We start from the raw sequence: 23,309 nt of genomic DNA on the forward strand, positions 1-23,309 counted from the left end.
TCGATGTTCTTGCGTGTGCCCGGGCCGGCGGACTTGCTCGACACGGTGGCGACGATCTCGCCGTAGGCGACCGGCTGCACGCGCGACACGGCCGCGACCATCGGGATCGTGGCCTGGCCGCCGCAGGTGACCATGTTGACGTTCATCTCGCCGCGGCCCACGTGTTCGGCCAGGTTGACCGGCGGCACGCAGAAGGGGCCGATGGCCGCGGGCGTGAGGTCGATCATCAGCACGCCGAGTTCATTGAGCTTGCGGCTGTTCTCGGCATGGACGTAGGCGCTGGTGGCGTCGAAGGCGATCTGCACGCCGTCGGCCCGCACGTGCGCCAGCAGGCCGTCGACGCCGTCCGACGTGGTCTTGAGGCCCAGCTCGCGCGCCCGCGCCAGGCCTTCGGAGGCGGCGTCGATGCCCACCATCCATACCGGTTCCAGCACCGCGCTGCGCTTGAGTTTGTACAGCAGATCGGTGCCGATGTTGCCAGGGCCGATCAGCGCGCATTTGATCTTGTTCATAGGGATTCCTTGCGAAACGTCGCTTGAGGATGCAGCTCGCACGGCCCCCCGGAGGAGACGGGAGCGGGGCCGCGCGGCTGCAATCGGAGAGTCGGCGGGTCAGGTGAAGCGCACGGCGCAGTGGCCGATGCCGCCGATGGTGACCCGCAGGTTGTCGCCGGGCGCGACCGGCACCATCGCGCCGAGCGCGCCCGACAGGATGATTTCGCCCGCCTTCAGGCCGCTGCCCAGGCGACCGAGCGTGTTGGCCAGCCAGGCCACGGCGTTGACCGGGGAGTTCATCGTCGCCGCCCCGGCGCCGGTGACGGCCACCTGGCCGTTCTTCTCGAGCACCATGCCGCAGGTGACGAGATCCACGTCGCGGGGGGCGACCAGCGCCGAGCCCAGCACGAAGACCCCGCACGAGGCGTTGTCGGCGATGGTGTCCTGGATCCTGATCTTCCAGTCGCGGATGCGCGAGTCGACGATCTCGAAGCAGGCCATCACGCCTTCGGTGGCGCGCAGCACGTCGGCCGCCGTCACCCCGGGGCCGGTCAGGTCGTGCTTGAGCACGAAGGCGATCTCGCCCTCGGCCTTGGGCTGGATCAGCGACGACATCGGGATCGCGTCGCCGGTGTTGAACGCCATCGCGTCGGTCAGCATGCCGAAGTCGGGCTGATCGACGCCCAGCATGTCCATCACCGCCCGCGAGGTCACGCCGATCTTCTTGCCGATGATCCGTTCGCCGTCTTCCATCCGACGCGCCAGCAGCCGCCGCTGGATGGCGTAGGCGTCCCCGAGCGTCAGCCCAGGGTGCGCCGCGCTCGGCGGGTCGATCGCATCGCCGCTGCGCAGCGATGCGTAAAGCCGCTTGCCTGCATCATCGAGAATAGTTTCATCAGTCATTTCATTCACCCCCAGCCACACATTTGAAATTGACGGCGCATGCGCGCAGCGATGCCACTGACGCCCCCGCCCAGGGCAGCCTCGCTACGGATTTGCCTGCAGCGCCTTCGGCGAAGCCATCGTTCCCGTTACGGCGATTCCCCCTCCGGCGCCCTTCCCCCGGTTGCCGATCAACAGGGATGCAAGCGCGGGGATCATCACGACCGCCCCGAACATGTTCCAGAGGAACATGAAGGTCAGCAGCAAACCCATGTCGGCCTGGAACTTGATGTCGGAGAAAATCCAGGTCGCCACGCCAAGAGCCAACATGACCCCGGTCAGCGCCACCGCACCGCCGGTCGTCTTCAGCGTCTCGACATAGGCATCCTTCAGCGCCAGACCTTTCTCGAGGTAGTGCTCGAGCTTGTTGTAAATGTAGATGCCGTAATCGACGCCGATGCCGATGCCCAGCGCGATCACGGGCAGCGTGGCAACCTTGACGCCGAGCCCGAGCATTGCCATCAGGCCTTCGCAGAGCACGGACGTGATGAAAAGCGGCAGCATGATGCAGACGGTCACGCGCCACGACTTGAATTCCCAAAGCACCAGCAAGGCGACGATGGCGTATTCGAGACCCAGCATCAGCGGCTTGGATTGCTTGATGACGCTGTTCGTCGCGGCTTCGATGCCTGCATTGCCCGCCGCCAGTTCGAATTCGATCCCGTCGCTGCCATGCTCGGCGGCGAAGCGCTGTACCGCATCGACCACGCGAATCAGGGTTTCGGCCTTGTGATCCTCCAGGAAGATCAGGACCGGGACCATCGAACAGTCGCTGTTGAACAGTTCCGACGGCAGCAGGCGGTGCGCCGCATTCGAGCTGTAGCGGTTGCGGGTCAGGCTTTCCCAACGCAGATCTCCCCCGTTCTGCCCCGCAAGCACTTTTTTCATCGCGGAAAAGAGCGACGACGTGCCCTCGACCCCCGGTACGTTTTCCATGTGCCATTGCAGTTGGTCCACCGTCGCCGCCACGGGATAGGCGCCGCATTCGCCCGGCTCGGTTTTCACCATGACGACGAACACGTCCGAACTGGTGGAGTAGTGCTCGACGACGAAGGCGTTGTCGATGTTGTAGCGCGAATCCACCCTCAGTTCCGGGGCGCCCGGATCGAGGTCGCCGATCTTCAGATCGCGGCTGGCGGTATGGCCAAGCGCCAGCACCACGGCCCCGGCGGCGACGATGCCCCAGGCCATGCGCTTGTCCGTGACCCGCGCCACGACATGCGCCCAGCGATGCCCTCCCCGCATCCGTCGCGCCTGATGGGCCAGCGCCGCCGGGCTCACGCCCAGGTAGGACATCAGCACCGGCAGCAGGAACATCTTGGTGAAGATGATCACCCCTACGCCGATGCTGGCGCTGATCGCCAGCTCCCGGATCACGCCGATGTCGATGACGAGCAAGGTCGAGAACCCGACTGCATTGCACAGCAGTGCGATCGAGCCCGGGATGAACAACACGCGGAACGTGGCTTTTGCCGCTTCGATGTTCGAGCGGCCATTCATCCGCTCGACCGCCATCGTGCTGATGTTCTGCACCGCATGGCTCACCCCGATGGCGAAAGTGAGGAAGGGCACGAGTATCGAGTATGGATCGAGCCCCAGGCCCAGCAGGCGCACGACGCCCAGTTGCCAGATGACCGCGAGGCTGCAGCAGAAAACGGTCGCAAGAGTGCTGCGCCAGCAGCGTGAATACAACCACAGCACGACCACCGTCAGCGCGAACGTGATGCCGAAGAAACCACCGATCGCGGCCGCTCCCTCGATCAGGTCGCCGACGATCTTCGCGAAGCCGACGATCCGGATATTGACGTCTTCGGAAGCGTACTTGTCGCGAACGCTTTCTTCGAGCCGCTGCGAAAGCCGTGCATAATCCAACTTTTCGCCTGTTTCCGGGTCGACTTCCTGAAGCGGCGCGAGAATGACCGCGGAGCGATGGTCGTTGGCGACCAGGGTGCCGACGATGCCGGCCCGCGCAACGTTCGTTCTCACCTGCCCGGCCGCCTCGAGGCTGCCGTCGAAGGTAGGCGGAATGATCTGCCCGGCGACGAAGCCATCTTCCGTGACCTCGTTCCAGACCACGTTCGGCGTCCAGACGGATTTCATGCCGCCACGGCTGACTCCCGGAATATAGAAGACCTCGTCGGTCACCTGCTTGAGCGTATTCAGAAACTCGGGCGTATAGATTTCGCCCTTTCTGTTCTCGACCACGATCCTGACCACGTTGCCGAGCGGCCGCAGCTCGTTCTCGTAGGCCAGAAAATTCTGGATGAAGGGATGCGAGCTCGGCACCATCTTCTGAAAACTGGCTTCAGGCTCCAGTTGAACGGCCTGAAACGCGAAGAAGACGGAGGCAATCCCGAAGAAGAAAAGGGCGGGAAGGCGGAAGCGTTCGAACTGCAGTTCGAAGAACTGCTCGAAACGCTTGATGACCGAATGGTGGACCAGATCGGCATCACCGGCATCCGGTTCTTTCTGACTCATTTCCGGTCGCTCCTGTCATCGGTGATGCTGATCATCGAAACTCCGCCATGGCCGACGGCGACGAGTTTCCGCTCGGCCCCGAAAGGCCATGGCAGCACGCTGGCAACGGAGGCGCCGACAGTCTGCTGCGAAATGGAAAAGGTCTTGCCGGCGTCCCGGCTCCGGATCAGGCTCCCATTGCGTGCGACCAGCAGGACGCCCAGATCCTCTTGGTGGATGGCACCCACGATCGATTTCTCGCTGATTCGCGCCACCTTGACCCAGGTCTGTCCGCCATCGGCCGACCTGAAGACATTGCCGGCAAAGCCGAACGCGACCAGGGTGGCTGGCTCGGCTTGAATGAGGCCATAGAGGTGACCGTCGTAGCCGACCTCATTCGCCCGCCACGACGCGCCCTCATCCGATGAGAACCAGATCATTCCGCGCTCGCCGACCACGGCGAGCGTGCCATCGGGAAGCCGGACGATCGCATTCAGATGCAGGCTGTCCGGGTTTTCCAACGCCCCGGCCAGGGAAATCCAATGTTCGCCGCCATCATCCGTGCGAAAGATCTGCCCGAAGGCCCCGACCGCAAAGCCGAGGCGCTCATCCTTGAACCAAAGGGCCAGCAGCGGCCGGGAAGGCCCGAAGCCGGCACCGGCCTCGGCGTCTTCGAGGCGAAACCCGAGCGTTTCGAGCGCCGCCTGAAAGCGGCCACCCTCTTCGTCGGATGCCCTGGCCGCCGCCGTCTCGACCGCTCCGATCCTTGCCTTCAGATCGGCGAGAACGAGCTCATTGGCCTGATTCCCGTCCAGCCGCTTCGTCCAGGACCTCCCCCCGTCATCCGTCCTCAATATCACGCCGTCACCGCCCGCCGCCCAACCCAGGTCGGGAGAGACGAAGTGGACGGCGTTCAGCGTGACCGACACGGGCACTTGCGCCTGTGTCCAGGTCTGCCCCTGATCGTCGGAAAGCACGACGATCCCCCGCTCGCCCACGGCGACGAGCCGGCTACCGGCAGTCGTCACGCCAAGCAGCAGCGAATGGGCCGCCTTCGGCGATTGAAGCGCCGGCATTTCCAGAAGATCGATTCCTTTCCCAGCCTTGGGCGCTTCCGAATGCGCCAGCAAGCTGAATACCGCGAATACGCCGGCGACTGCGAACATGCCTGCACGCGCAGTGATGCCTGATCCATCGATCCGCATGTGTCCTGATTCCATTGAGTGACTGCCCGGGCCGGGGTGGCTTCCCCGGGGACGAGCGCCCCGGGGGAGAAAGAGACGAATCAGTTGGCCTGGCGGCGAAGCGCCCCGGCCGAGAATGATTCCAAAGTCATCTTCTTGCCGAACTCCATCGGACGCTCCTGATTCATCATTCCCGAGGCCAGATAGCGGCGCGCCTGGATGTCGTACAGGACATCGGCGATCGCCCACGTCATCGGCTGGTCGTAGAAGGACATGAGATGCGCCTCACGGATTCGCCACAGTTCGCCACGGCCGTCGTATTGGTCGATGTGCGCGATGGACCAGGAATCCTCATCGATGTAAAACACGCGCTTGGCGTAGATATGCCGCATTCCGGCCTTCAGCGAAGCCTCGACGACCCAGACCCGATGCAACTCATAGCGGACGTGCTCGGGATTGAGATTCGTGGCCAGAACGAGATCCTTGTATTTCAGGGATTTGTCGCTGAGTTGGAAGTTATTGTAGGAAATGATCATTTCCTTCTTGCCGACGAGCTTCCAGTCGTAACGATCCGGCGCACCGTTGAAACCGACGTTGTCATCGATCGTGCGCAACCCGTCCGCGCCCTGCCCCGGCGAATCGTAGGCAAACTCGGGCGCGCGCAGGACGCGGCGCGTGCCTGGGTTGTAGAGCCAGGCCGAGCGGGGCTCGCGCACCTGATCCAGCGGCTCATGAACGAGGATGCCATCGCCGGCGACGTTCGACGGCCCGGTCAGCTTCGCCAGGTAGTAGTACAAGCGGTTCGGCTCGACCTTGTCTAGCGCCCACGGCGCGGCAAAAACCTCCACGCGGGTGATCGGCGTGAAAGCGCCATTGGTCTGCACCGGAAATTCTGCGCTATACCGTGTCCAGACGCCGCCGTAATACCGTGCCTGGTGATTCCACTGCACCTCCACGCCCGATTTCGGTACCGGGAACGGCACCGTGCTGCGCTCCATGTTCAGGATGCCGTTCCCGCCTTCGGCAAGCTGGATTCCGCCGGCTTCAGCCTTGATCGCAGCGTAGATGCCTTCCGGCAGTGCCGCAGTGCGGCGGCTCGGATAGACGTTCATCCTGTATGAGGGATAGCGCTTGATCATTTCGATCTGGCCAGGGGCAAGCTTGTCCTTGTACTGCTCCACGTTGGACGCATCGATGGTGAATAGCGGCTTGTCGGAAGCGAACGGGTCGGCGTAGCCCTTGGCCGGGTCGAAATCCGCCGGCGGCGCGGTGATGCCGCCCTCCCACGCGGGAATGGTTCCGGCCGCATTGCCGGCACGCTCCGCCCCCATCGGGGTCAGGTCCTTGCCGAGGCGGCCGATTTCTTCTGCAGTGAGCTGCGCCGCCGCACTGCCGGCAAGAATCGACAGCAGCATTGCACTCAGCCGTAACATGGTGTTGTGGGCGATGGAATGGCTCATTTCTTGTCTCCGATATCTTTTTGATTAGAAGTTCATGCCGACGACAACCGATGCGAAGTCACGGTCGCGAAAGGTGTCGTACCGCGCGCCGCGATTGAACCGGTTGTAGCTGATGTCCAGGTAGTACTTGTTCAGATAGTCGAAACCGGCGCCGAGCCCCAGGATCTTGCGGTCTTCCACGAACAGGTTGTCGGCCGCATAGCCCTTGACGTCATGCGACCAGAAAACCCGTGGTTTGAAGTTCACCCCGGCGAAGACCCCCGGATAGCTGAAGGTGGCCTGCAGGCGGTAGCCCCAGGCGCTGGTGGTCGCAAAACCCTCGTTCTCGCAGTACTTGGCGTCGGCGTTGCCCGTATCGGCACAAGCCAGTCCGCTGCCGCCATGCGCCGCCTGGCCAAAGACGAAGGCACGGCCATAGCGCCGGCCGCTATCCGCGTCGCCGATGCCCGACCAACGCTGATACACGACCTCGCCCAGCACGCTCACCGACTCAGCCCCCATCACCCGCGGGAAGATCTTGAGCGTATTGAGCTGGAGCTGCGTCTTGTCCTTGAGCTCATGGCCGGTGAACAAGGTGCCCTCCCCCCTGGGCACGCCGGCCAGGAAGCCAAGCGGCCCTGCGCCGTTCGACGCGCCACGCAACAGATCCAGTCCGTTCAGTTGCACCGGGATGTCCCGTGTATGGCTGACCTCCCCGAAGACCGACCACCCCGAGAGCGTGGTCGAGAAACTCAAGCCGAAGGCCTTGATGTCCTCGCCCGACCAGTCCCATGCATACTGCATTCCGAAGGTGGGCAGAGGCGGCGTGCGGTTGCCTCCGGCAAATGCCGACGGAAGCGGGCTGGGATCGAGCAGCACGCTGATCACAGGCGAGCGCTGGTGGTAATTGACGTAATAGACGCCGAACTCCGTCGACAGCCCGGGCGAGAAATAACGGGCCGCGATACCCCACTGGCCGGAATCGCTCGGATCGATGTTTCCAGCATTTCCGAGCACGCCGGTGGTGCCCGCACCCAGCGGCCCCGCGCTGACGGGAATCCCCTCATAGACCTGCTGGTCGGTGAAGGCGCCGAGAGGGCCGGCGGGGACGTTCACACCGGCGTCCGCACAGTTGTAAACGTCGGAGATCGACCAATAGGTACCGCAGCCGTCGAGGACATTCTTGCGCCAGCGAAGCTGGTAGAAGCCCTCGACGCTCAGGTTTTCCGTCAGGCCCAGGTTGGCGGAAAGCTGGGGGATGGGCAGAAGGACTTCCTTGACCTGGGTCCCCGGGCGACGTGCCGCCGACAGATCGAAAGCCCCATAGGCATTGATGCCCGGCGTAAACAGACTCTCGCCCCAGTTGACGACATGATTGCCGAGCTTGATGGTGAGCGGATTGTCGTCACCGAGCTGCGTGTTCGCGAACACATAGGCGTCGAGCAGTTCGAAGCCCGAGAAACGCGACAGGCGGTCGAACTCGCCGTCATCGAGGCGTGCGCCCGGCTCGAAGCCGTTTGCGGAGTGGCCATGGCGCACGCCGCTTCGGCTCGTCTCGAAGTCGTGCCAGGCTTTTGCACGCAGGAACACCCCCACGTTGTCCTTGGTCAGGCTCAGTTCACCCGTCGCCTTCGCGATCGTGGAAAAAACGTCGCCTTTCTTGCGGTAGTTCAGATTCCCATCGTCGTGGCTGGATCCGCCGCGGCCACCATTCCCGGTCATGATCAGGTCCGCATCCGCATTGCTCGTCCGGATGCTCGTGCCCAGGGACACATTGAGCCCCCAGTTGCCCTCGATGCCGTTGTCCAGGCTGAAGCTGCCTGCATGCGCGGCCCCCGGAGCCAGTCCACTGCCCGCCGCAGCCGCGAGAAGCCCCGCCGTTACGAGTCGGCTTCGCACGGGACGCCGCAGTCCATCGGCTGCACGGCACGGCATTTTTTTCTTTTCCTTCATCTCCTCACTCCTCTTGATTGCTACCTGCATGAATACCGTCGCTTGCCGATGCCCCGGCATTGGCACGCAGACACGGCAAAACACTTTCATCCACAGCGATTCGCTCGTTTGAGGATCAACTTTTCATGCCATTGAATCAGCATAAACAGACCGTACAGTCTGTCTGTATTTTTGCAGTGAATCGCCCTGAAAAAAAAGAAACGACATGCCGCGAATCGCCGTAGTCGCAATCCGCCGCCCAGCCCCTATCCGACGAGAAAGACCATCCCGTCGCTGACTTCGGTTACGTACGCGCGTTGCGGCTCCACGGCCGGAAAAGTCAACGCCTTGCCCGACTTGATGCAGAACCTGGCGTTGTGCCAGGGACATTCCACCTGCCCATCCTCGATTTCCCCCTCGCACAGAGAGGCTTCGCCATGGCTACAGGTATCGTTGATGATGTAGAAACTCCCATCCAGGTTGAACACGGCGAGCGGCGGCAGCCCCTCGAGTTCAACCCGAAGCGACGTTCCCGGAGCAACCTCATCCACGCTGCAGACTTGTTTCTTGCTCACGCTACGACTCCTTGCCTTTCATGCTCAGAAAAAACGGTCGAAGTGGATTTGCTCCATCGCCACCTTGTGTTCGACCACCAGCATGCGCACGACAGCTTCGATCATTGCCGGCGGCCCTGCCATGTAGTATTCGAAATCGGCCAACGGCTGCTTGAGCTTTTCCGGCAGAAATTCGTGAACGAAGCCAACGTCACCCTGCCAGCCCTGCTGTTGGGCCAGTTCAGGCATGGACACGGCCGGGTGACAGGACACCTTGGCGGCCGCGTCGCCCAGCAGCCCGGGAATGTCAGGGATGTCTGCGGGCCCTCTTCCCCCGTAGAAGACATGCAAATCCCGGGTAAAGGATTCATCCATTCCCGCCGCGTGCATGATGGACAGGACCGGGGCGAGACCTGAGCCGCCGGCGATACCGACGACCGGACGGTCGATTTGCGGCCGAAAGTACGCCACACCGAACGGGCCGTCGATCTCGACTTCATGCCCCTCGGGCAAGCCACCGAACAAAGGGCTCACGGCACCGCCCGGCACGGCGCGGATGATGAACTCCCAGACGCCCTCGGCATTTTCCGTGTTCGACATCGAGTAGGCACGCGTCATTGCCCCGGCGGCGGGCGTCAGCATCGCATATTGGCCGGCAGCGAATTCGGCCGGACAGGCCGACTTGAAGGAAAACAGCCCCATGTCGGGCGTAAGAGCCCGATACGAAATCAGGCGCGCGCGAAACCGCGCAGGCCTGACCATGCTCCGGTACAGATCTCCGGTACGGATCTTGATTCGGCAATCGGCCTTCGGGACACATTGGCAGGCAAGGCGCTTTCCCTTCTCGCGCTCCTTCGCGCGCAAGCCGCTTGCCTCCGGATAGAGATCGAAAACCTCGCCTTCGAGGAGGTCGAACTTGCACGATCCGCATGCGCCGGTATTGCATTCGTAAGCCAGCCCGAGCCCCTGGCGCAGCCCTGCCCGAAGGATCGTGTCGTCCGCCGCGCACGCGAAACTCGATTCGCTGCCGGCAAGAGAAATTTCGAAATGGGGATTCATGTCATTCACGCCTGTTCCATGGGAAGAAAGCCTGCCTGGCAGGACGCTTCAACCTCGATCACGGCCGAGCCAGCGCATTGCATTGGCGCACAGCAGCAGTTCGGTTTCCTCGGCGGAGAAGGCCAGCTCATTCATCCGGGCCATCGGGTCCTGCTCCATGATCACGAATGGATAGTCCGAGCCGATCATCGTCTGAGTCATGCCAAAAAGCCGGATCTGCGCCCGCAATAGGACTTTGTCATAAACGAGGCTATCGAAGTACAGACGCCGGCCGAGATCGAACGGATTTTCGGCAACCGACTCCCTCAGTCCCGGAAACAGCTTCCAGGCATGGGCATATCTGGCGAGCAAGGCCGGGAATGAGCCCCCTCCATGACTGAGCGCGATCCGCAAGCCCGGATGGCGTGAAAGCACACCCCCCGTAATCAGCGACATGCCCGCCAACCCCGTCTCGCAAGGGAAGGCCAGGATTTGCTCCAGCGAGGCCGGCCCTACCAGCCTGTCCATTCCGCACGGCCTCAACGGATGCACGAAAATACAGGCGCCGAGACGCTCGGCCTCGGCAAAGAAGGGCTCGAACTCCGGCGCTCCGATCGGCACCCCATTCACGTTCGTCCCGATCTCGACCCCGTCGAGCCCAAGCACCCGCATCGCGTATTGCAGTTCGGAGATCGCCAGATCGATGTCCTGCAACGGAACCGCCCCGAGCCCGGCAAACCGTGCGGGAGAGGCCGCGACCAGCGATGCGGTGGTCTCGTTGAGGTAGCGAGACAGCACTGCGGCATCCCTCGCCTCCAGCCAGTACGAAAGCAGTTCCGGCATCGGTGACAGAACCTGCCGTGCCAGGCCGAGCGCGTCCATGTCGGCGACGCGCCGGCCAGCATCCCAGCACTGGGATGAAACCGTCCGGAACCTGTTCCCGGCGATCATCACATGCTTGTGGCAAGCGTCTCCGGACGCCATGTCCGGCCACGGGACATCCCGGCCCTTTCCACGATACGGCGGAAAACGCTCAGGAACGACGTGAGTGTGGATGTCGATACCGCGCACCTTGCTGCTCCCCATGTCCAGGCTCGAAACGCAGGCGGCGGCTCACAAGGGAGCGCAGCCGCTCACCTTGCCAGTCGTGAAGAATTCGGTCGCCACGCGATCGAACTCATCCGGCGCCTCGTACTGCGGCCAGTGCGCGGAATCGCCCTCCATCACGTAGATCTGGCTGTCCGGGACACGCCTGGCGGCAGCCCGTGCCGCATCGAGATCGTGAATGGGGTTGTCTGCAGTCCACAGGAACAGCGGCGCCGTCTGCAACTGCTCGAAAGGCACCAGGAACTCGTCATGGCGGTTGATGATCCCGTTGATGATCGGCGCAACCCGCTGCGTCTCCGGCATCAGATAAAAGCCGAGGCGCAGGGAGATCAGCTCATCATTCACCAAGGCGCGATTGTTCTCGTGCATCAGCCACTCGAGCCGGGCGCGCACGGAATCGCGCGTCGGCATCGCCTGGACATTGCGCTGATTCAACGCGATCAGATTGGCCAGATCGGCCTTGCCCTTCTCCGAAACCACCGGGATCCCGGCCGCCGTGTTCAGCATCAGACGCTTCACCCGCTCGGGGTACTTCACGGCGAAGAAGGCCGACACCCAGCCCCCCAGCGACTCGCCCGAGAGGTGAGCGGCCTCCAGGCCGAGTGCATCCATCAACTCGCCCAGCTGCTCCGAAAAAACGAGCGGCGAGTATTCGATGACCGGCTTGTCCGAAAGCCCATGCCCGACGAAGTCGAATGCAAGGACATGAAAATTCCTGCCGAGCGACACCAGGTTCTTCGCGTAGGCTTCGAGATGCCCATTGATGCCATGCATGAAAAGAATCGTTTCCGGGTTTCCGCACCCGGCTTCGGCGATCCGGATCCGGCCAAAACTTTTCGTTTCGACGAAGCGGATTTCCACGCCGAGCATATCCAGCCAAAGGCTCATTTTCCTTGTCTCCGATTTATCCATTCTTTTCATACGGGAACGGCCAGAAATGTCCGCTGCCTGCCGGGAAGCAGCGCTGGTCCGCCACTAGCGTTTCATTCGCGCATAACGCTCTTTCGCGATTTCGAGCGTCAATGCCTTGACATGCTCGAAACGCTCCTTGTCCTGCTGCCACAAGCTGCGCACGGCCAGGCCGCGCATCGAATTGAAGATCAGCCATAGCAGGTCTTCCGCGTCGCCGCGCGACAGGCCGCGGCTCATCAGGACACCGACCCACATGTCCTCCACGACGAAGCGGTTCTCCTTGGCGGTGCGCTGAATCCCTTCCCGCAGTTCCGGATCGCGGTCCGCCGCAGCAAGCAGATCCAGGCCGATCGAAAAATCTTCTCCGAGAAAGAATTCCGCGGCGTCGTCGAGCATCTGCTGGACGACGTCATCCTCGGGGCGGATCTGTGAAAGCCGCGCTCTGCTCCGCTCGGTGATCTGCGTGTACAACCAGGAGAAAGTCGCCAACAGCAAATCCAGTTTCGTCGGGAAATGATGTGTCTGGCCACCGCGCGAAAGTCCCGCAGCGTCAGTCACGTCCGCAACCCTAAACCCCGCGTACCCCTTCTCCCGCAAAACGCCCAGCGCGGCGGCGATCAGCCGCGCCTTGGTTTCCATCGCACGTTCTGCCTGAGTTCTTCTTTTCTGACTCATGAATTACCTTCTTGCATGTTGTTATGGTTGAAGTTCATCCGGCGCTACAGTGGCCGATAAGCCTTCCGGTGCCGGCCAACACATTACAACATCGTACTGCCGCCGTTGACGCTCAAGACCTGGCCGGTAATGAAAGACGCATCCTTCCCGGCGAGAAAGAGCACTGCGGCCGCAATTTCATCGACCTCGCCCGGACGCCCCATTGGAATGGCATCCACCACATGCCTGGCAAATGACGGATCGGTTTCCCTCACACGATCGAGTGCTGCAGTGCGGACCGCACATGGCGCGACCGTGTTGACCGTGACCCCAGTCGTGGCAAATTCACGCGCAAGCCCGGTTGTCAGGCCATGCACCCCGCCTTTTGCGCCGTTGTATGCCGCGTGCTGCAACAGCCCATTGCGGACCGAATCCGCGCCCATGTTGATGATCCGCCCATAGCCCGCCTCGAGCATGCCCGGCAGGAAAGCGCGGCAGCACCAGATCACGGTCCACAGATTGCGATCTATCGTTGCCCGCAACGTCTCGGACGTATGTTCGAGGAAAGGCTTGATCACCCCCCCTCCCGCATTGTTCACCAGGATTGTCGCGGGACCGAACGCGCTCCCGGCCCGCTCGAGCAATCCGGAAACCGTCGCCTCCCGGGACAAATCGCCCGCATAGGTCATGACCTCCGCGCCCGCGTTCTTCGCCCGCACCTCGGACGCGGCACGCTCGATCGGCTTTTCGTCGAGGTCGGCCATCACGACTCTTGCGCCTTCTGCCGCGAATTTGTGCGCGATAGCCAGGCCGATGCCATGTGCGGAGCCGGTCACCACAGCCACTTGCCCCGAAAACGCTTGCTTATTCATCTGCGCCCTCGATCATGCCGGATTTTGCGAATCTTTCGTGTGGCATGGGCCCGCCCCACATGTCCATGGTATTGGGATGCATCTCCAGCATGCGGGGCATCCGGGCGCTTTCCTCGTGTATTTCCTCCATGCCGAAACTGAATTCCATGGTCATCCCGTCGGGATCGAGGAAATAGAGAAAGATGCTGGTCGAGGGGAGATGACGGCCGGGCCCGAATACGATCTGGACACCGGCTTTCTGCATGCGTGCGGCCGCCGCACCCACGTCATCGATATCGGTCACCATGAAATTCACATGATGAAGGTGATTGCGCGTACTGGCACCCACCGCAAGACTATGGTGCAGGGGATTCGGACGGCAGCGCATCCAGGCGAACTTCTCGTCGACAAAATCCGATACGGCAAAATTCAGTTTTGTCGAAATCGTCTCGATCGCGCCCTCATAGCGCTTCGCCCCGATCACGATATGTCCGATGCGCGCGATCTTCGTCAGACGCGGCGCGTACGGCAACGCCAGATAAGTCATGCGATCGAAGAACTCGAATACCAGGCCGGAGTTCGGCTCCCGCACCCGGAACGTCGGCCCCTGCTTCAGCAGCCGGGCTTCTTCGTCATCGATCCATGCGGGCCCGAGCCCCACGCTCGTCAGATGCTCGAACGCCCGCGACAGGTCCGCCGGCGACGCCAGCTTGTAGGCGGCGCGCTTGATGCCCGGTTGGCTGCCCTGGTAGAGAATCAGGTTGTGATGATCCGCCGAACAACGCAGAAAGGCACTCTCGCCGTTCGACTCGACAAGCTCCAGCCCCATCAATTCCGTATAGAACTTCACGGATCTGGCCAGGTCGGTGACCTGCAGGGCGGCATAGCCCAGCCTTTCGAACCGAAATGGCAAGGTTGCTGGTTCCATGAATGAATACTCCAGTTCTCGAATGATCGTTTGTATCCGGGAGGCTTTTTCCTCCCCCTGCATTGGGATCAGAGCAGAATGCTGACCCGCCCCTGGGGACGAAGCGAATCCAGCTCCAGAATCGCGCGCTTCTTGCGGATCTTCAGACCGGCATCGGTCTCACGCAGCACGTACTCGTAGGAACCGACATAGATGTCGGTATTACCCCACTTCGTCCGATAGACGGCAAAAGCGGCGCGCACGCGCAACTCGCCATTCTCGGCCCCGAGCAGCCGGACATTCGTCACCAGATGACGGGTCTTCGACCGCGGGTACTCGGACCACATGGTTTTCTTGTTCAGGCGGACGACCCGCTCCTGCAGCCGGAAGCGGTTGTCGGCAATATAGAAGAGGCTCTTGGCCGGATCGGCATCCCCGGGCAGATCCGCGGAAGGAACTTCATATTCGGCATCGTCCGTATAAAGCTCCAGCCAGTCCTTCAGCTTCCATGCATCCAACAGGTCGGCCTCGAGATAAAGCAGGTCTTCAACTTCGCTACGTGTCGTCATTGCAGTACTCCTTGGTCGTTCCTTACTTGCAGACCGCGCTCACGCGACGATTCCACTCTTTCCAGAAGGAACGCATTTGCACTTCATCGTCATACTGCGGATCGAGCCCCATGCCTTTCGAGATGTCGTTCCAGCCGACGCCGACCTCCTTGGCGTTCCGGTAACCGCCCTGGCAGGACTCCAGCGCCTCGACGTCATCGGGGGTGGCGAAACCGCCCGGCCCAAGGAATTCGAGAAAATTGTTCAGCCGATATTCGCGCGCCCATTCGGATTCATTTTCCGGCGCAAGCGCCCAGCCGGTCACGTGCATCAGATCGGGCTTGAGCGGATAGAAAGTACGGACGGTCAGCGACATGATGTCGTTGACGACCAGGTTCGGGAAAATCAGGATGTTGCGGTTCTTGAAGGCGATCCGGTCCGCCTTGTCCTTGCCATGGCGCGCAACCAGCCCGGCATGGATGCGCTCCATCTCGCGCTTGCCTTCCTCACCCCAGATCGGAATCCAGTTCGCGATCGGACGCCCCCACGGCGCGGTGTATTCCACCACCGCATGGCCGTTGCCCAACTCGCGGCCGATGCCGCGCAATGCCACGTCATTGCCCATCACATGGGTCTTGGCGACATAGTCGAGGTAGGTCGCGTGCGTCGTCGCCGCGTGATAGCCGTCGTTGCTGTTTTCCACCAGCAACTTCCAATTTGCGCGAATCGAGTATTCCTGCATCCCGCTGACGACGACCATGCCGGCTTCGGACTGGTCGGCAACCAGATCGAGGTATTCGCGCGCATTGCCGAGATACTCCTCGATCGAACAGGCCGTCGGATCGAAATTGATGAAGCAGAAGCCACGGTAGTTTGCGAACCGCGGCACGGTCACCAGATTGCCGCGCCCCTGCGCCCCGAAATCGGCAATGTAGCGCTCCTTGCCAGGCTGGCTTTTCAGGCTGCCATCCGAGCCGAAGATCCAGCCGTGATAGAAGCATTGGAAGTGCTTTGCGTTGCCATGCTTTTCGCGGCATACCTCCGCGCCCCGGTGCGGACAGACGTTGAAAAAGACGTTGAGCTTGCCACTCGTGTCGCGATTGAAAACGAGATTGCGCCCGGCAATGGTCCGGCGCACGAAGTCGCCGTTCTTCCTGACCTCAGATTCATGGCCAACATATAGCCAGCATTTCTCGAACACCGACTCGTACTCCGCCCTGAAGACCGACTCCTCGGTAAACGCGGTACGCGCAACACGGAACAGGCCTTGCGCCTGATCCTCTGCAATAAATCCCGTTACTGTTTCCACAGACTCCTCCGTTCTGGATGACAACGATCACTCGCGGATCAGCCGCCTCTGGGTACGGTATGCGTGCGCCGGAACCTTGGCTTGGTCCGGCTTGCAACCACTTACTTACAGACCGTACTGTCGGTTTGTAATTTACATACCAGTTTTACTGATGTCAACATCAGCCAAGATGATTTCTCATCCGACGCCATGAGCGCCGGCAGTAAAATATTTAAATTCTTTATTTATCAAAATGATGCTTTGAACAACCCGGGATCTCTTCACGGCAAAGAGCCAGGAGGGTAGCCTGTAGCTGACGAGCCAGACCAGCTCATGACAACATATATACCGTACAGTCTGTCTGTTGTGCGTCGCACAAAGCTCGGACGATTCCGGCCAGTGAATGCCCGGCCGTTGCGCCTTCCCAACCCATACGCCAAACAACGTATTTGTGCAGCGCACCACCCTCCCGACGATGAAGCCAGGCCTTTCAAGCAGCTTCGACGGAAGAGTCGATCCATGAGACGCGGAGACATTTCGAGCCGCGCCGATTGCGTCGGCGTCGTGGCCGCCATTACGAGATGCCGTGCCTGCACACTAAGGCCGAGGTGCAGGACAACGCACGCAGGATCGCCGCCATGGTGGTGGGCATGCCGCACAGGGCCTGCCGGGCAGGATCTGGTGATCCTTCCCGGGTATTCGCCCCACTGGATCATGTACGACCCCAAGGAGATGTACGACACCACCGCCGCCGCGCCGGGTGGCCGAACAACGCCGCGGCACCCGCTCAGCCGACGAAGACCGGTTCCGGCTCCAGCGCCACGCCGAAGCGGGCCTCGACTTCGGCCATGATCGCGCGCGCGATTCGCTCGACGTCGGCGCCGGTGGCGCCGCCGCGATTGACCAGCACCAGCGCCTGGCGCTCGAAGCAGCCCACCGGGCCCAGGTCGCGCCCCTTCCAGCCGGCCTGCTCGATCAGCCAGCCGGCCGCCAGCTTCTCGCCGCCATCCGGCTGGGGGTAGTGCGGCATCGCCGGATGCGCGGCCAGCAGGCGCGCGCAGTGGGCGGCATCGACGACCGGGTTCTTGAAGAAGCTGCCGGCGTTGCCGATCTCGACGGGGTCGGGCAGCTTGCGGCGGCGGATGGCGATGACGGCGTCGGAGACGTCGAGCGGCGTCGGCGCGGCAATACCCCTGGCCTCCAGCTCGCGCGCGACTTCGGCGTAGCGCATCGCCGCGCGCCACGGCTTCGGCAGGCGGAAGCGCACCGCCGTCACCAGCCAGCGCCCCGGACTGCGCTTGAACACGCTGTCGCGGTAGCCGAAGGCGCAGTCCGCCAGGCCGAAGACGCGGCGCGCCCCGGTGTCGAGCTCCACCGCGTCGAGCGATTCGAAGCGATCGGCGATCTCGATGCCGTAGGCGCCGATGTTCTGGATCGGCGCCGCGCCCGCGGTGCCGGGGATCAGCGACAGGTTCTCCAGCCCCGACCAGCCCTGCACCAGCGTCCAGCGCACGAAATCGTGCCAGTTCTCGCCCGCGCCGGCCTCGACGATCCAGGCGTCGGCCTCGTCGCGCAGCAGGCGGCGGCCGGCGATCTCCACCTTAAGCACGGTGCCGGCGAAATCGCCCCGCAGCACCAGGTTGCTGCCGCCGCCCAGCACCAGCCTGGGCCCGACCGCCCAGCCGGGCGCGGCGATGGCGGCGGCGAGGCCGTCCACCGAGCGCAGGCGCAGCAGGCGTGCCGCGCGGACGCGCAGGCCGAAGGTGTTGAGGGCGGACAGATCGGCCTGGGCCTCGAAGCGGGGCACTGTTTCCGTCATTTCAGCCATCCCGCGTCACGCTGTCGTGCCCGGCCGCCTCGCCCCCGTCGGGCGTGACGGGAATCGGAAACAGGCGGTCGTAGCCCATGTTGAACAGCAGGGCATACACCGTGTAGGTGATGGCCAGGAAAATGTCGGCGACCGCCGCCTCGATCCAGCCCATGCCCGTCCACCACACGATGACCGGCAGCGTCATCGAGAACAGGCCCAGCTCGAAGCCGACGGCATGGATGCAGCGCAGGCGAAAGGGACGACGGTCTGCGGTGCGGCCGGTCAGGCGGCCTTCGAGCCAGTCGAAGCTGGTGTTGTAGCAGCCGTTCCAGATCGCGGCGATCAACGCCAGCAAGGCCAGCAGGCCGAGCGATTCGGCAAGGGGGACGCCGCTGCCCCAGGCGAAGGGCGGCGTGACCAGCAGCAGGCCGCCGATCTCGAACAACGTGATCTGGCGTAGCCTGTCGCCCAGGGTACGGAGCTTGGGTTTGGATGACACGGTGGAATCCTGCAACGAATGAGAAAAGCGCCCCTCGGAAGGGTGGCCATCGGCACCGGCCTCCCGTGGCAGGCCGACGGTCGCTGCGTCGCGCATGGCGGGCGGAGGCCGCCCCCCGCGCCGGAACCGGAGCGGCCGCTCGCGCGGCCGGCGCACCCTTTTAGCAAATCGCCGGCCCGCCTGGCAAGCCGGCACACGCAGCGGATGCGATCCTGCCATGATCGCGGCTGGCAGGGCATCGCGCTGCTAATATATAAGCCATCACTGATCATCATCACGGGACCGCCACCATGAAGACCGCCCACGACCTCGTCACCGCCGCCAAGGCCCGCGTCGACGAAATCGCCATCGACGACGCCGAAGCCGCCATCCGCGACGCCGACATCGTCATCGACGTACGCGAAGCCGACGAGTTCGCCGCCGGCCACGTTCCCGGCGCCGTCCTGATCCCGCGCGGCATGCTCGAATTCCGCCTCAGCGGCGCGCCGGAACTGGCATCGCGCACGCTGAAGGCCGTGCTCTACTGCAAGACCAGCGGCCGCGCCGCGCTCGCCGCCTGCGCGATGCAGGACATGGGCTACACCAACGTGCGCTCCATCGCCGGCGGTTTCGACGCCTGGGCAGCTGCGGGCAAGGCGGTCGCGCAGCCGAGCCTGCCGTCCTTCGAGTAATTCCTGCACGGCGCCGCATGCCATCCACCGGTTTTCTCCCGCGCTCGAATCCTTTAATCCATTCACATATACTGTGCGCCGTTTTGCAGCGCACCAATGGCCCGTGGCCGGCTGCCTGTACAGGCGGTGGAGCCGAATGGCGGCCCACCGGGATTGCTTGACCGAACAAAGGAGAACTCCTGGATGAACCGTCCCACCAAGATCGCGGCCGTGCTTGCCGCCATCGCCCTGGCCTACCCCGTGGCCGCCTGGTTTACCGGCCAGCGGATCCAGACGATCCTGGACGAGCAGTATGCGGACATGCAGTCCCACCCGACGCTGAAGATTGCCGAGCGCAGCTACGAACGCGGCCTGTTCTCGAGCACCGAGAAGGTCACCCTCGAGATGGCGATGCCGGTGGCGGCCGAAGACGGCGCGGTGCAGGCCGGCGAGCCGCTGCGCATGGCCTTCGTCAGCCGCATCCAGCACGGCCCGCTGCCGGGCTTCCGCACGCTGGCCGCGGCGACGATGGACAGCGAACTCGTGCTGGAAGGCGAACCGGGCGCCAAGCTCAGGGAAACCCTGGGCGACAAGGCCCCGCTGACCGCCCGCACCGTGTTCCGCTTCGACGGCGGCGGCCGCTCGGCGATCGACAGCCCCGCATTCGAATTCGGCATGCCCGACGGCAGCGGCGGGGAGCTGCGCGTCGGCTTCGGCGGCGTCGACGCCGATGTCGAATTCAAGCCCGGCATGCGCAGCTACACCATGAAGGGGACGGCCGAGAGCATGTCGATGGAAGACCCCAACATGCGCATCTCGCTGTCAGGGCTGGCATTCGACGGCGACCAGCGGCGCCTGTTCGACGACGAATCCTGGCTGTACGTCGGCAGGCAGCGCGCGACGGTGGCCACGATGAGCGTGGAAGGCAAGGAAGGCGGCGAACTCGACGGCACCGACTTCCGCCTGGAACGCCTGAGCTACGACATCGATGCGCCTTCCGACGGCGAGTACGTCGACATCACGGCCTTGCTCGGTACGGAAGTATTGCGCGTGGCGGACGTCGACTACGGCCCCGCGCACTACGATTTCTCGCTCAAGCACCTGCATGGACGCACCCTGGTGGCGCTGTATCGCAAGCTGATCGAGATCGGTTCCGACCCCGAGCAGCTCGCGCGCCAGGCAGAAGACCCCACCGCGGTGTTCGCTCCCCTGGCCGAACCGGCGATGGCGCTGCTGGGCCACGACCCGGCATTCAGCATCGACCGCATCAGCTTCGCCAGCCCCCACGGCAGGGCCGACCTGTCGGCGCAGGTGAGCCTCGACGGCATCCAGCCGGACGAGCTGGGCAATCCGCTGATGCTGATGGCCAAGCTGCGCGCGGCGGCCGACATATCGGTGCCGCAGGGCTTGCTCCAGGCCCTGGCCGGCGGCCAGGCGGGCAGCGCGGAAGAAGCCGCCTTCGCGGCGGCGCAGCTCGAAGCCCAGCTCGGGCTGCTGGAAGCGCAGGGCTACCTGCAGCGCAGCGACGCGCTGGTGAAAACCCGCGCCGCCTTCCAGCAGGGCCAATTGACGGTGAACGGCAAGCCCTTCAATCCGCTGGCGCTGAGCGGACGCTGAGCCCGGCCGCCGTGTGCCGCCCCCGCGGGCCGGCGCACGGCGGCGGCAGCCGCGCCAATCGGCGCGCCGCTGCCAAATACGTCCGCAGATATTCTTAAAGAAAGCCGCATGATCGCCGTGAACTCCGCTTCCCACCGCACGAGATCGATCATGAGCCTTAACGCCCTGAGTTTCCGCACAAAACTCCTGTCCGCGACAGTCATCACCGTATTGCTCGGTTTCGCCACCACCCTGGGTGTGCTCGCCTGGCGCAGCCACCAGGCCGTGCTCGAGCAAGGCCTGGCGCGCGCCGAGGGCGAGGCGGCGGCGGTCGCGCAGGACGTGGGCGCCCACCTGGACGAAGCGATGGCGATCTCGTCCACGCTGGCGCTGTCGCTCGAAGGCCTGCGCGCCGGAGGCACGCCGGAGCGGGATGCGGTGAGCCGCCAGTTGCGCCGCACGCTGGAAGGCCGCTCCGCCCTGCTCGGCGTCTATACCGGCTGGGAACCGGACGCCTTCGACGGCCGCGACGCCGACTTCGCCGGCAGTGCCGGCCATGACGCCAGCGGCCGCTTCGTGCCGTACTGGAGCCGCAGCGGCACCACGTTCACGCTCGAACCGCTGGTCGACTACGACAAGCCCGGCGCCGGCAACTACTACCAGCAACCGAAACAGACCGGCCGCGCCTACCTCGCCGAGCCCTACGAGTACGTGGTCGGCGGGCGCAGCATGCTGATCACCTCGCTGGTGAAGCCGCTGCAGGTGAATGGCCGTTTCGCCGGCATCGCCGGGGTCGACATGGCGCTGGACGCACTGGCCGAACAACTCGGCCGCATCAAGCCCTTCGGCGTCGGCAGCGTCGCGCTGTACACGCCGACCGGCCTGGTGGTGGCGCACCAGGACACCACGCACATCGGCAAGCCCGCCTCCGGCCTGCCGGCCGAGGCGCTGGCGGCGCTGCGCGACGGCCGCGCGCTGCAGTGGCGCGACAACGGCGGCGTGCGCCACTTCCTGCAGCGCGTGTCGCTCAGCGACAGCGATGCCTGGTGGGGCAGCGTGGTGTCGGTGCCGGAAGACGTCATCACCGCCTCGGCGGATGCGCTACGCACCACCGCCATCATCATGGGCATCGTCAGCGTGCTGCTCACCGCCGGCGTGCTGTCCCTGCTGCTGACCGCCCTCACCCGGCCGCTCGGAACCCTGGCCAACGCCATGCAGGCCCTGGCCGGCGGTGAGGGCGACCTGACGCGCCGGCTGCCGGAAACGGGCGGCCGCGACGAACTGGGCCGCGTCGCCACCTCGGTGAATGCCTTCCTCGCCAGCCTGCAGCGCATGTTCATCGAAGTGCGCGACCAGAGCCACACGCTGGTGGACGGCATCCGCGAGGTGTCGGACGCGAGCGGCCGCATCGCCGACAGCTCGCACACGCTGGCCGCCACCACCGGCGACAACGCCGCCACGATCGAGGAAATCACCGTATCGATTGGGCACATCGCCAGCAATGCGAACGAGGCCAACGGCGTCATGCTCGAAACCTGTGCGGCGTCGCAGCACAGCGGCGAGGTGGTGCGCGACATGCAGGGCCACATGCGCGACATCGCCGGCAACATGGAAACACTGGCGGTGTCCCTGAACGGCCTCGCCGAGCATTCGACGCAGATCAACGGCATCGTCCAGGTGATCCGCGAAATCGCGGACCAGACCAACCTGCTGGCGCTGAACGCGGCGATCGAGGCCGCGCGCGCGGGCGAACAGGGGCGCGGCTTCGCAGTCGTCGCCGACGAAGTGCGCAAGCTGGCCGAACGCACCAGCAGCGCCACCACCGAGATCCGCGACATGATCGATGCCATGCGCAGCGAAACCGGCCGGGCGGTCAGCAGCATGCACGCCACCCGCGAGGCGGTGGAAGTCGGCGTCGAGCGCGCCTCGCGCGTGGCCGACGAGATCACCGGCATCGAGGCCGGCATGCAGCGCGCCGCCGAACGCGTGCGCGAAATCGCCGAAGCGACGCAAGAGCAGTCCGCCGCCACCACCGCGCTCGCCCAGTCCGCCGAGCAGGCATCGAGCGTGGTGCAGAGCACCGACGACGCCATCCAGCGGACCTCGCAGACGCTGACCCAGATCGGCCGCGCATCGGACCACCTCGGCGAGCTGGTCGGCCGCTTCAAGCTCTAGGAAAGGGCCGGCCCCGCATCGGCGGGCGCCGGCTCCACGCCGTCCCCCAGTTCCGGCGCCCACCATCCCCACCGGCCCTTGCCGCTCGCCTTGGCCCGGTATAGCGCAAGATCGGCGCGCCGCAGCAGTTCGCCCATGCCCGATGCCTGGTCGGGGTGGATACAGGCGCCCACGCTCGCCGTGATGCGGACCCTGACGCCAGAGACGACCATCGGCTCGCCGACCAGACCGATGATGCGCTGGCAGATGTCGTCCATCTGGCGCTCGCTCTC

21 protein-coding genes are annotated in these 23,309 nt (G+C 63.9%); 3 read left to right on the forward strand and 18 right to left on the reverse strand.

What is annotated here, in order from left to right:
- From C666_RS10145 to C666_RS10225, 17 genes are all read right to left on the reverse strand, one after another.
- Window positions 1-512, reverse strand: a 512-nt coding sequence (locus C666_RS10145) for an acetylating acetaldehyde dehydrogenase (protein ID WP_004338021.1), incomplete at its 3' end; no start/stop codon positions are given.
- A 99-nt stretch (window positions 513-611) separates the two neighbouring features.
- The gene (gene dmpE / locus C666_RS10150; protein ID WP_004338022.1) at window positions 612-1,397 is read right to left on the reverse strand and encodes a 2-oxopent-4-enoate hydratase; all 786 of its coding nucleotides are present in this window, start codon (window positions 1,395-1,397) and stop codon (window positions 612-614) included.
- Between the two features lie 84 nt (window positions 1,398-1,481).
- On the reverse strand, window positions 1,482-3,914 hold the full coding sequence (locus C666_RS10155) for an efflux RND transporter permease subunit (protein WP_004338023.1): 2,433 nt from the start codon (window positions 3,912-3,914) through the stop codon (window positions 1,482-1,484).
- Window positions 3,911-5,098 carry a WD40/YVTN/BNR-like repeat-containing protein gene (locus tag C666_RS10160; protein ID WP_004338024.1) on the reverse strand — a complete coding sequence of 396 codons (1,188 nt, stop codon included), beginning with the start codon at window positions 5,096-5,098 and terminating at the stop codon, window positions 3,911-3,913. The genes C666_RS10155 and C666_RS10160 overlap by 4 nt, the downstream gene beginning before the upstream one ends.
- Window positions 5,099-5,178: 80 nt before the next feature.
- Window positions 5,179-6,537: a DUF1329 domain-containing protein gene (locus tag C666_RS10165; RefSeq protein ID WP_004338025.1), complete on the reverse strand. Its 1,359-nt coding sequence runs from the start codon at window positions 6,535-6,537 to the stop codon at window positions 5,179-5,181.
- A 24-nt stretch (window positions 6,538-6,561) separates the two neighbouring features.
- Window positions 6,562-8,469 carry a DUF1302 domain-containing protein gene (locus C666_RS10170; RefSeq protein ID WP_004338026.1) on the reverse strand — a complete coding sequence of 636 codons (1,908 nt, stop codon included), beginning with the start codon at window positions 8,467-8,469 and terminating at the stop codon, window positions 6,562-6,564.
- A gap of 245 nt (window positions 8,470-8,714) precedes the next feature.
- Entirely contained in the window at window positions 8,715-9,023 is a 309-nt protein-coding gene (locus C666_RS10175) for a non-heme iron oxygenase ferredoxin subunit (RefSeq protein WP_004338027.1), read from the reverse strand.
- A gap of 24 nt (window positions 9,024-9,047) precedes the next feature.
- Window positions 9,048-10,061 (reverse strand): 2Fe-2S iron-sulfur cluster-binding protein, encoded by a 1,014-nt coding sequence (locus tag C666_RS10180; RefSeq protein ID WP_004338030.1) that lies wholly within the window; start codon window positions 10,059-10,061, stop codon window positions 9,048-9,050.
- 48 nt (window positions 10,062-10,109) lie between these two features.
- Complete coding sequence (locus tag C666_RS10185; protein ID WP_004338033.1) at window positions 10,110-11,126, reverse strand: amidohydrolase family protein; 1,017 nt, start codon at window positions 11,124-11,126, stop codon at window positions 10,110-10,112.
- Window positions 11,127-11,153: 27 nt separating this feature from the next.
- On the reverse strand, window positions 11,154-12,035 hold the full coding sequence (locus tag C666_RS10190; RefSeq protein ID WP_004338035.1) for an alpha/beta fold hydrolase: 882 nt from the start codon (window positions 12,033-12,035) through the stop codon (window positions 11,154-11,156).
- Window positions 12,036-12,122: 87 nt separating this feature from the next.
- Window positions 12,123-12,734: a TetR/AcrR family transcriptional regulator gene (locus tag C666_RS10195; RefSeq protein WP_028792053.1), complete on the reverse strand. Its 612-nt coding sequence runs from the start codon at window positions 12,732-12,734 to the stop codon at window positions 12,123-12,125.
- 83 nt (window positions 12,735-12,817) lie between these two features.
- Window positions 12,818-13,585: an SDR family oxidoreductase gene (locus C666_RS10200; protein ID WP_004338040.1), complete on the reverse strand. Its 768-nt coding sequence runs from the start codon at window positions 13,583-13,585 to the stop codon at window positions 12,818-12,820.
- Window positions 13,578-14,492 carry a VOC family protein gene (locus C666_RS10205; RefSeq protein ID WP_004338041.1) on the reverse strand — a complete coding sequence of 305 codons (915 nt, stop codon included), beginning with the start codon at window positions 14,490-14,492 and terminating at the stop codon, window positions 13,578-13,580. The genes C666_RS10200 and C666_RS10205 overlap by 8 nt, the downstream gene beginning before the upstream one ends.
- 68 nt (window positions 14,493-14,560) lie before the next feature.
- Window positions 14,561-15,040 (reverse strand): aromatic-ring-hydroxylating dioxygenase subunit beta, encoded by a 480-nt coding sequence (locus tag C666_RS10210; RefSeq protein WP_004338042.1) that lies wholly within the window; start codon window positions 15,038-15,040, stop codon window positions 14,561-14,563.
- 22 nt (window positions 15,041-15,062) lie between these two features.
- A complete protein-coding gene (locus C666_RS10215) occupies window positions 15,063-16,328 on the reverse strand; it encodes an aromatic ring-hydroxylating oxygenase subunit alpha (RefSeq protein WP_028792052.1) in 1,266 nt (421 codons plus the stop codon).
- A gap of 766 nt (window positions 16,329-17,094) precedes the next feature.
- A complete protein-coding gene (gene murB, locus C666_RS10220) occupies window positions 17,095-18,135 on the reverse strand; it encodes a UDP-N-acetylmuramate dehydrogenase (protein WP_004338044.1) in 1,041 nt (346 codons plus the stop codon).
- Window positions 18,128-18,616, reverse strand: coding sequence for a PACE efflux transporter (locus tag C666_RS10225; RefSeq protein ID WP_154666141.1), 489 nt, complete (start codon window positions 18,614-18,616; stop codon window positions 18,128-18,130). The genes murB and C666_RS10225 overlap by 8 nt, the downstream gene beginning before the upstream one ends.
- 290 nt (window positions 18,617-18,906) lie before the next feature.
- On the opposite strand from C666_RS10225, the gene C666_RS10230 reads away from it, so the two are divergent.
- The 3 genes from C666_RS10230 (at window position 18,907) to C666_RS10240 (ending at window position 23,037) form a co-directional block, all read left to right on the forward strand.
- Entirely contained in the window at window positions 18,907-19,287 is a 381-nt protein-coding gene (locus tag C666_RS10230) for a rhodanese-like domain-containing protein (RefSeq protein ID WP_004338048.1), read from the forward strand.
- A 183-nt stretch (window positions 19,288-19,470) separates the two neighbouring features.
- Window positions 19,471-20,883 carry a YdgA family protein gene (locus C666_RS10235; RefSeq protein WP_004338050.1) on the forward strand — a complete coding sequence of 471 codons (1,413 nt, stop codon included), beginning with the start codon at window positions 19,471-19,473 and terminating at the stop codon, window positions 20,881-20,883.
- Window positions 20,884-21,033: 150 nt separating this feature from the next.
- Entirely contained in the window at window positions 21,034-23,037 is a 2,004-nt protein-coding gene (locus tag C666_RS10240; protein ID WP_028792049.1) for a methyl-accepting chemotaxis protein, read from the forward strand.
- Here C666_RS10240 and C666_RS10245 read toward each other — a convergent pair.
- Window positions 23,034-23,294, reverse strand: coding sequence for a diguanylate cyclase domain-containing protein (locus C666_RS10245; protein ID WP_004338054.1), 261 nt, complete (start codon window positions 23,292-23,294; stop codon window positions 23,034-23,036). The genes C666_RS10240 and C666_RS10245 overlap by 4 nt on opposite strands.
- Between the last annotated feature and the right edge of the window lie 15 nt (window positions 23,295-23,309).

The organism is Thauera linaloolentis 47Lol = DSM 12138, from assembly GCF_000310205.1.
GTDB lineage: Bacteria > Pseudomonadota > Gammaproteobacteria > Burkholderiales > Rhodocyclaceae > Thauera > Thauera linaloolentis.

Bases quoted from the DNA above. Each gene is read 5' to 3' on its own strand.
- murB (WP_004338044.1), bottom strand. From the start codon at position 18,135: ATGGCTGAAATGACGGAAACAGTGCCCCGCTTCGAGGCCCAGGCCGAT.
- C666_RS10200 (WP_004338040.1), bottom strand. From the start codon at position 13,585: ATGAATAAGCAAGCGTTTTCGGGGCAAGTGGCTGTGGTGACCGGCTCC.
- C666_RS10240 (WP_028792049.1), top strand. From the start codon at position 21,034: ATGAGCCTTAACGCCCTGAGTTTCCGCACAAAACTCCTGTCCGCGACA.
- C666_RS10245 (WP_004338054.1), bottom strand. From the start codon at position 23,294: ATGGACGACATCTGCCAGCGCATCATCGGTCTGGTCGGCGAGCCGATG.
- C666_RS10165 (WP_004338025.1), bottom strand. From the start codon at position 6,537: ATGAGCCATTCCATCGCCCACAACACCATGTTACGGCTGAGTGCAATG.
- dmpE (WP_004338022.1), bottom strand. From the start codon at position 1,397: ATGACTGATGAAACTATTCTCGATGATGCAGGCAAGCGGCTTTACGCA.
- C666_RS10180 (WP_004338030.1), bottom strand. From the start codon at position 10,061: ATGAATCCCCATTTCGAAATTTCTCTTGCCGGCAGCGAATCGAGTTTC.
- C666_RS10230 (WP_004338048.1), top strand. From the start codon at position 18,907: ATGAAGACCGCCCACGACCTCGTCACCGCCGCCAAGGCCCGCGTCGAC.
- C666_RS10235 (WP_004338050.1), top strand. From the start codon at position 19,471: ATGAACCGTCCCACCAAGATCGCGGCCGTGCTTGCCGCCATCGCCCTG.
- C666_RS10170 (WP_004338026.1), bottom strand. From the start codon at position 8,469: ATGAAGGAAAAGAAAAAAATGCCGTGCCGTGCAGCCGATGGACTGCGG.
- C666_RS10195 (WP_028792053.1), bottom strand. From the start codon at position 12,734: ATGAGTCAGAAAAGAAGAACTCAGGCAGAACGTGCGATGGAAACCAAG.
- C666_RS10155 (WP_004338023.1), bottom strand. From the start codon at position 3,914: ATGAGTCAGAAAGAACCGGATGCCGGTGATGCCGATCTGGTCCACCAT.
- C666_RS10185 (WP_004338033.1), bottom strand. From the start codon at position 11,126: ATGGGGAGCAGCAAGGTGCGCGGTATCGACATCCACACTCACGTCGTT.
- C666_RS10190 (WP_004338035.1), bottom strand. From the start codon at position 12,035: ATGAGCCTTTGGCTGGATATGCTCGGCGTGGAAATCCGCTTCGTCGAA.
- C666_RS10210 (WP_004338042.1), bottom strand. From the start codon at position 15,040: ATGACGACACGTAGCGAAGTTGAAGACCTGCTTTATCTCGAGGCCGAC.
- C666_RS10160 (WP_004338024.1), bottom strand. From the start codon at position 5,098: ATGCGGATCGATGGATCAGGCATCACTGCGCGTGCAGGCATGTTCGCA.
- C666_RS10205 (WP_004338041.1), bottom strand. From the start codon at position 14,492: ATGGAACCAGCAACCTTGCCATTTCGGTTCGAAAGGCTGGGCTATGCC.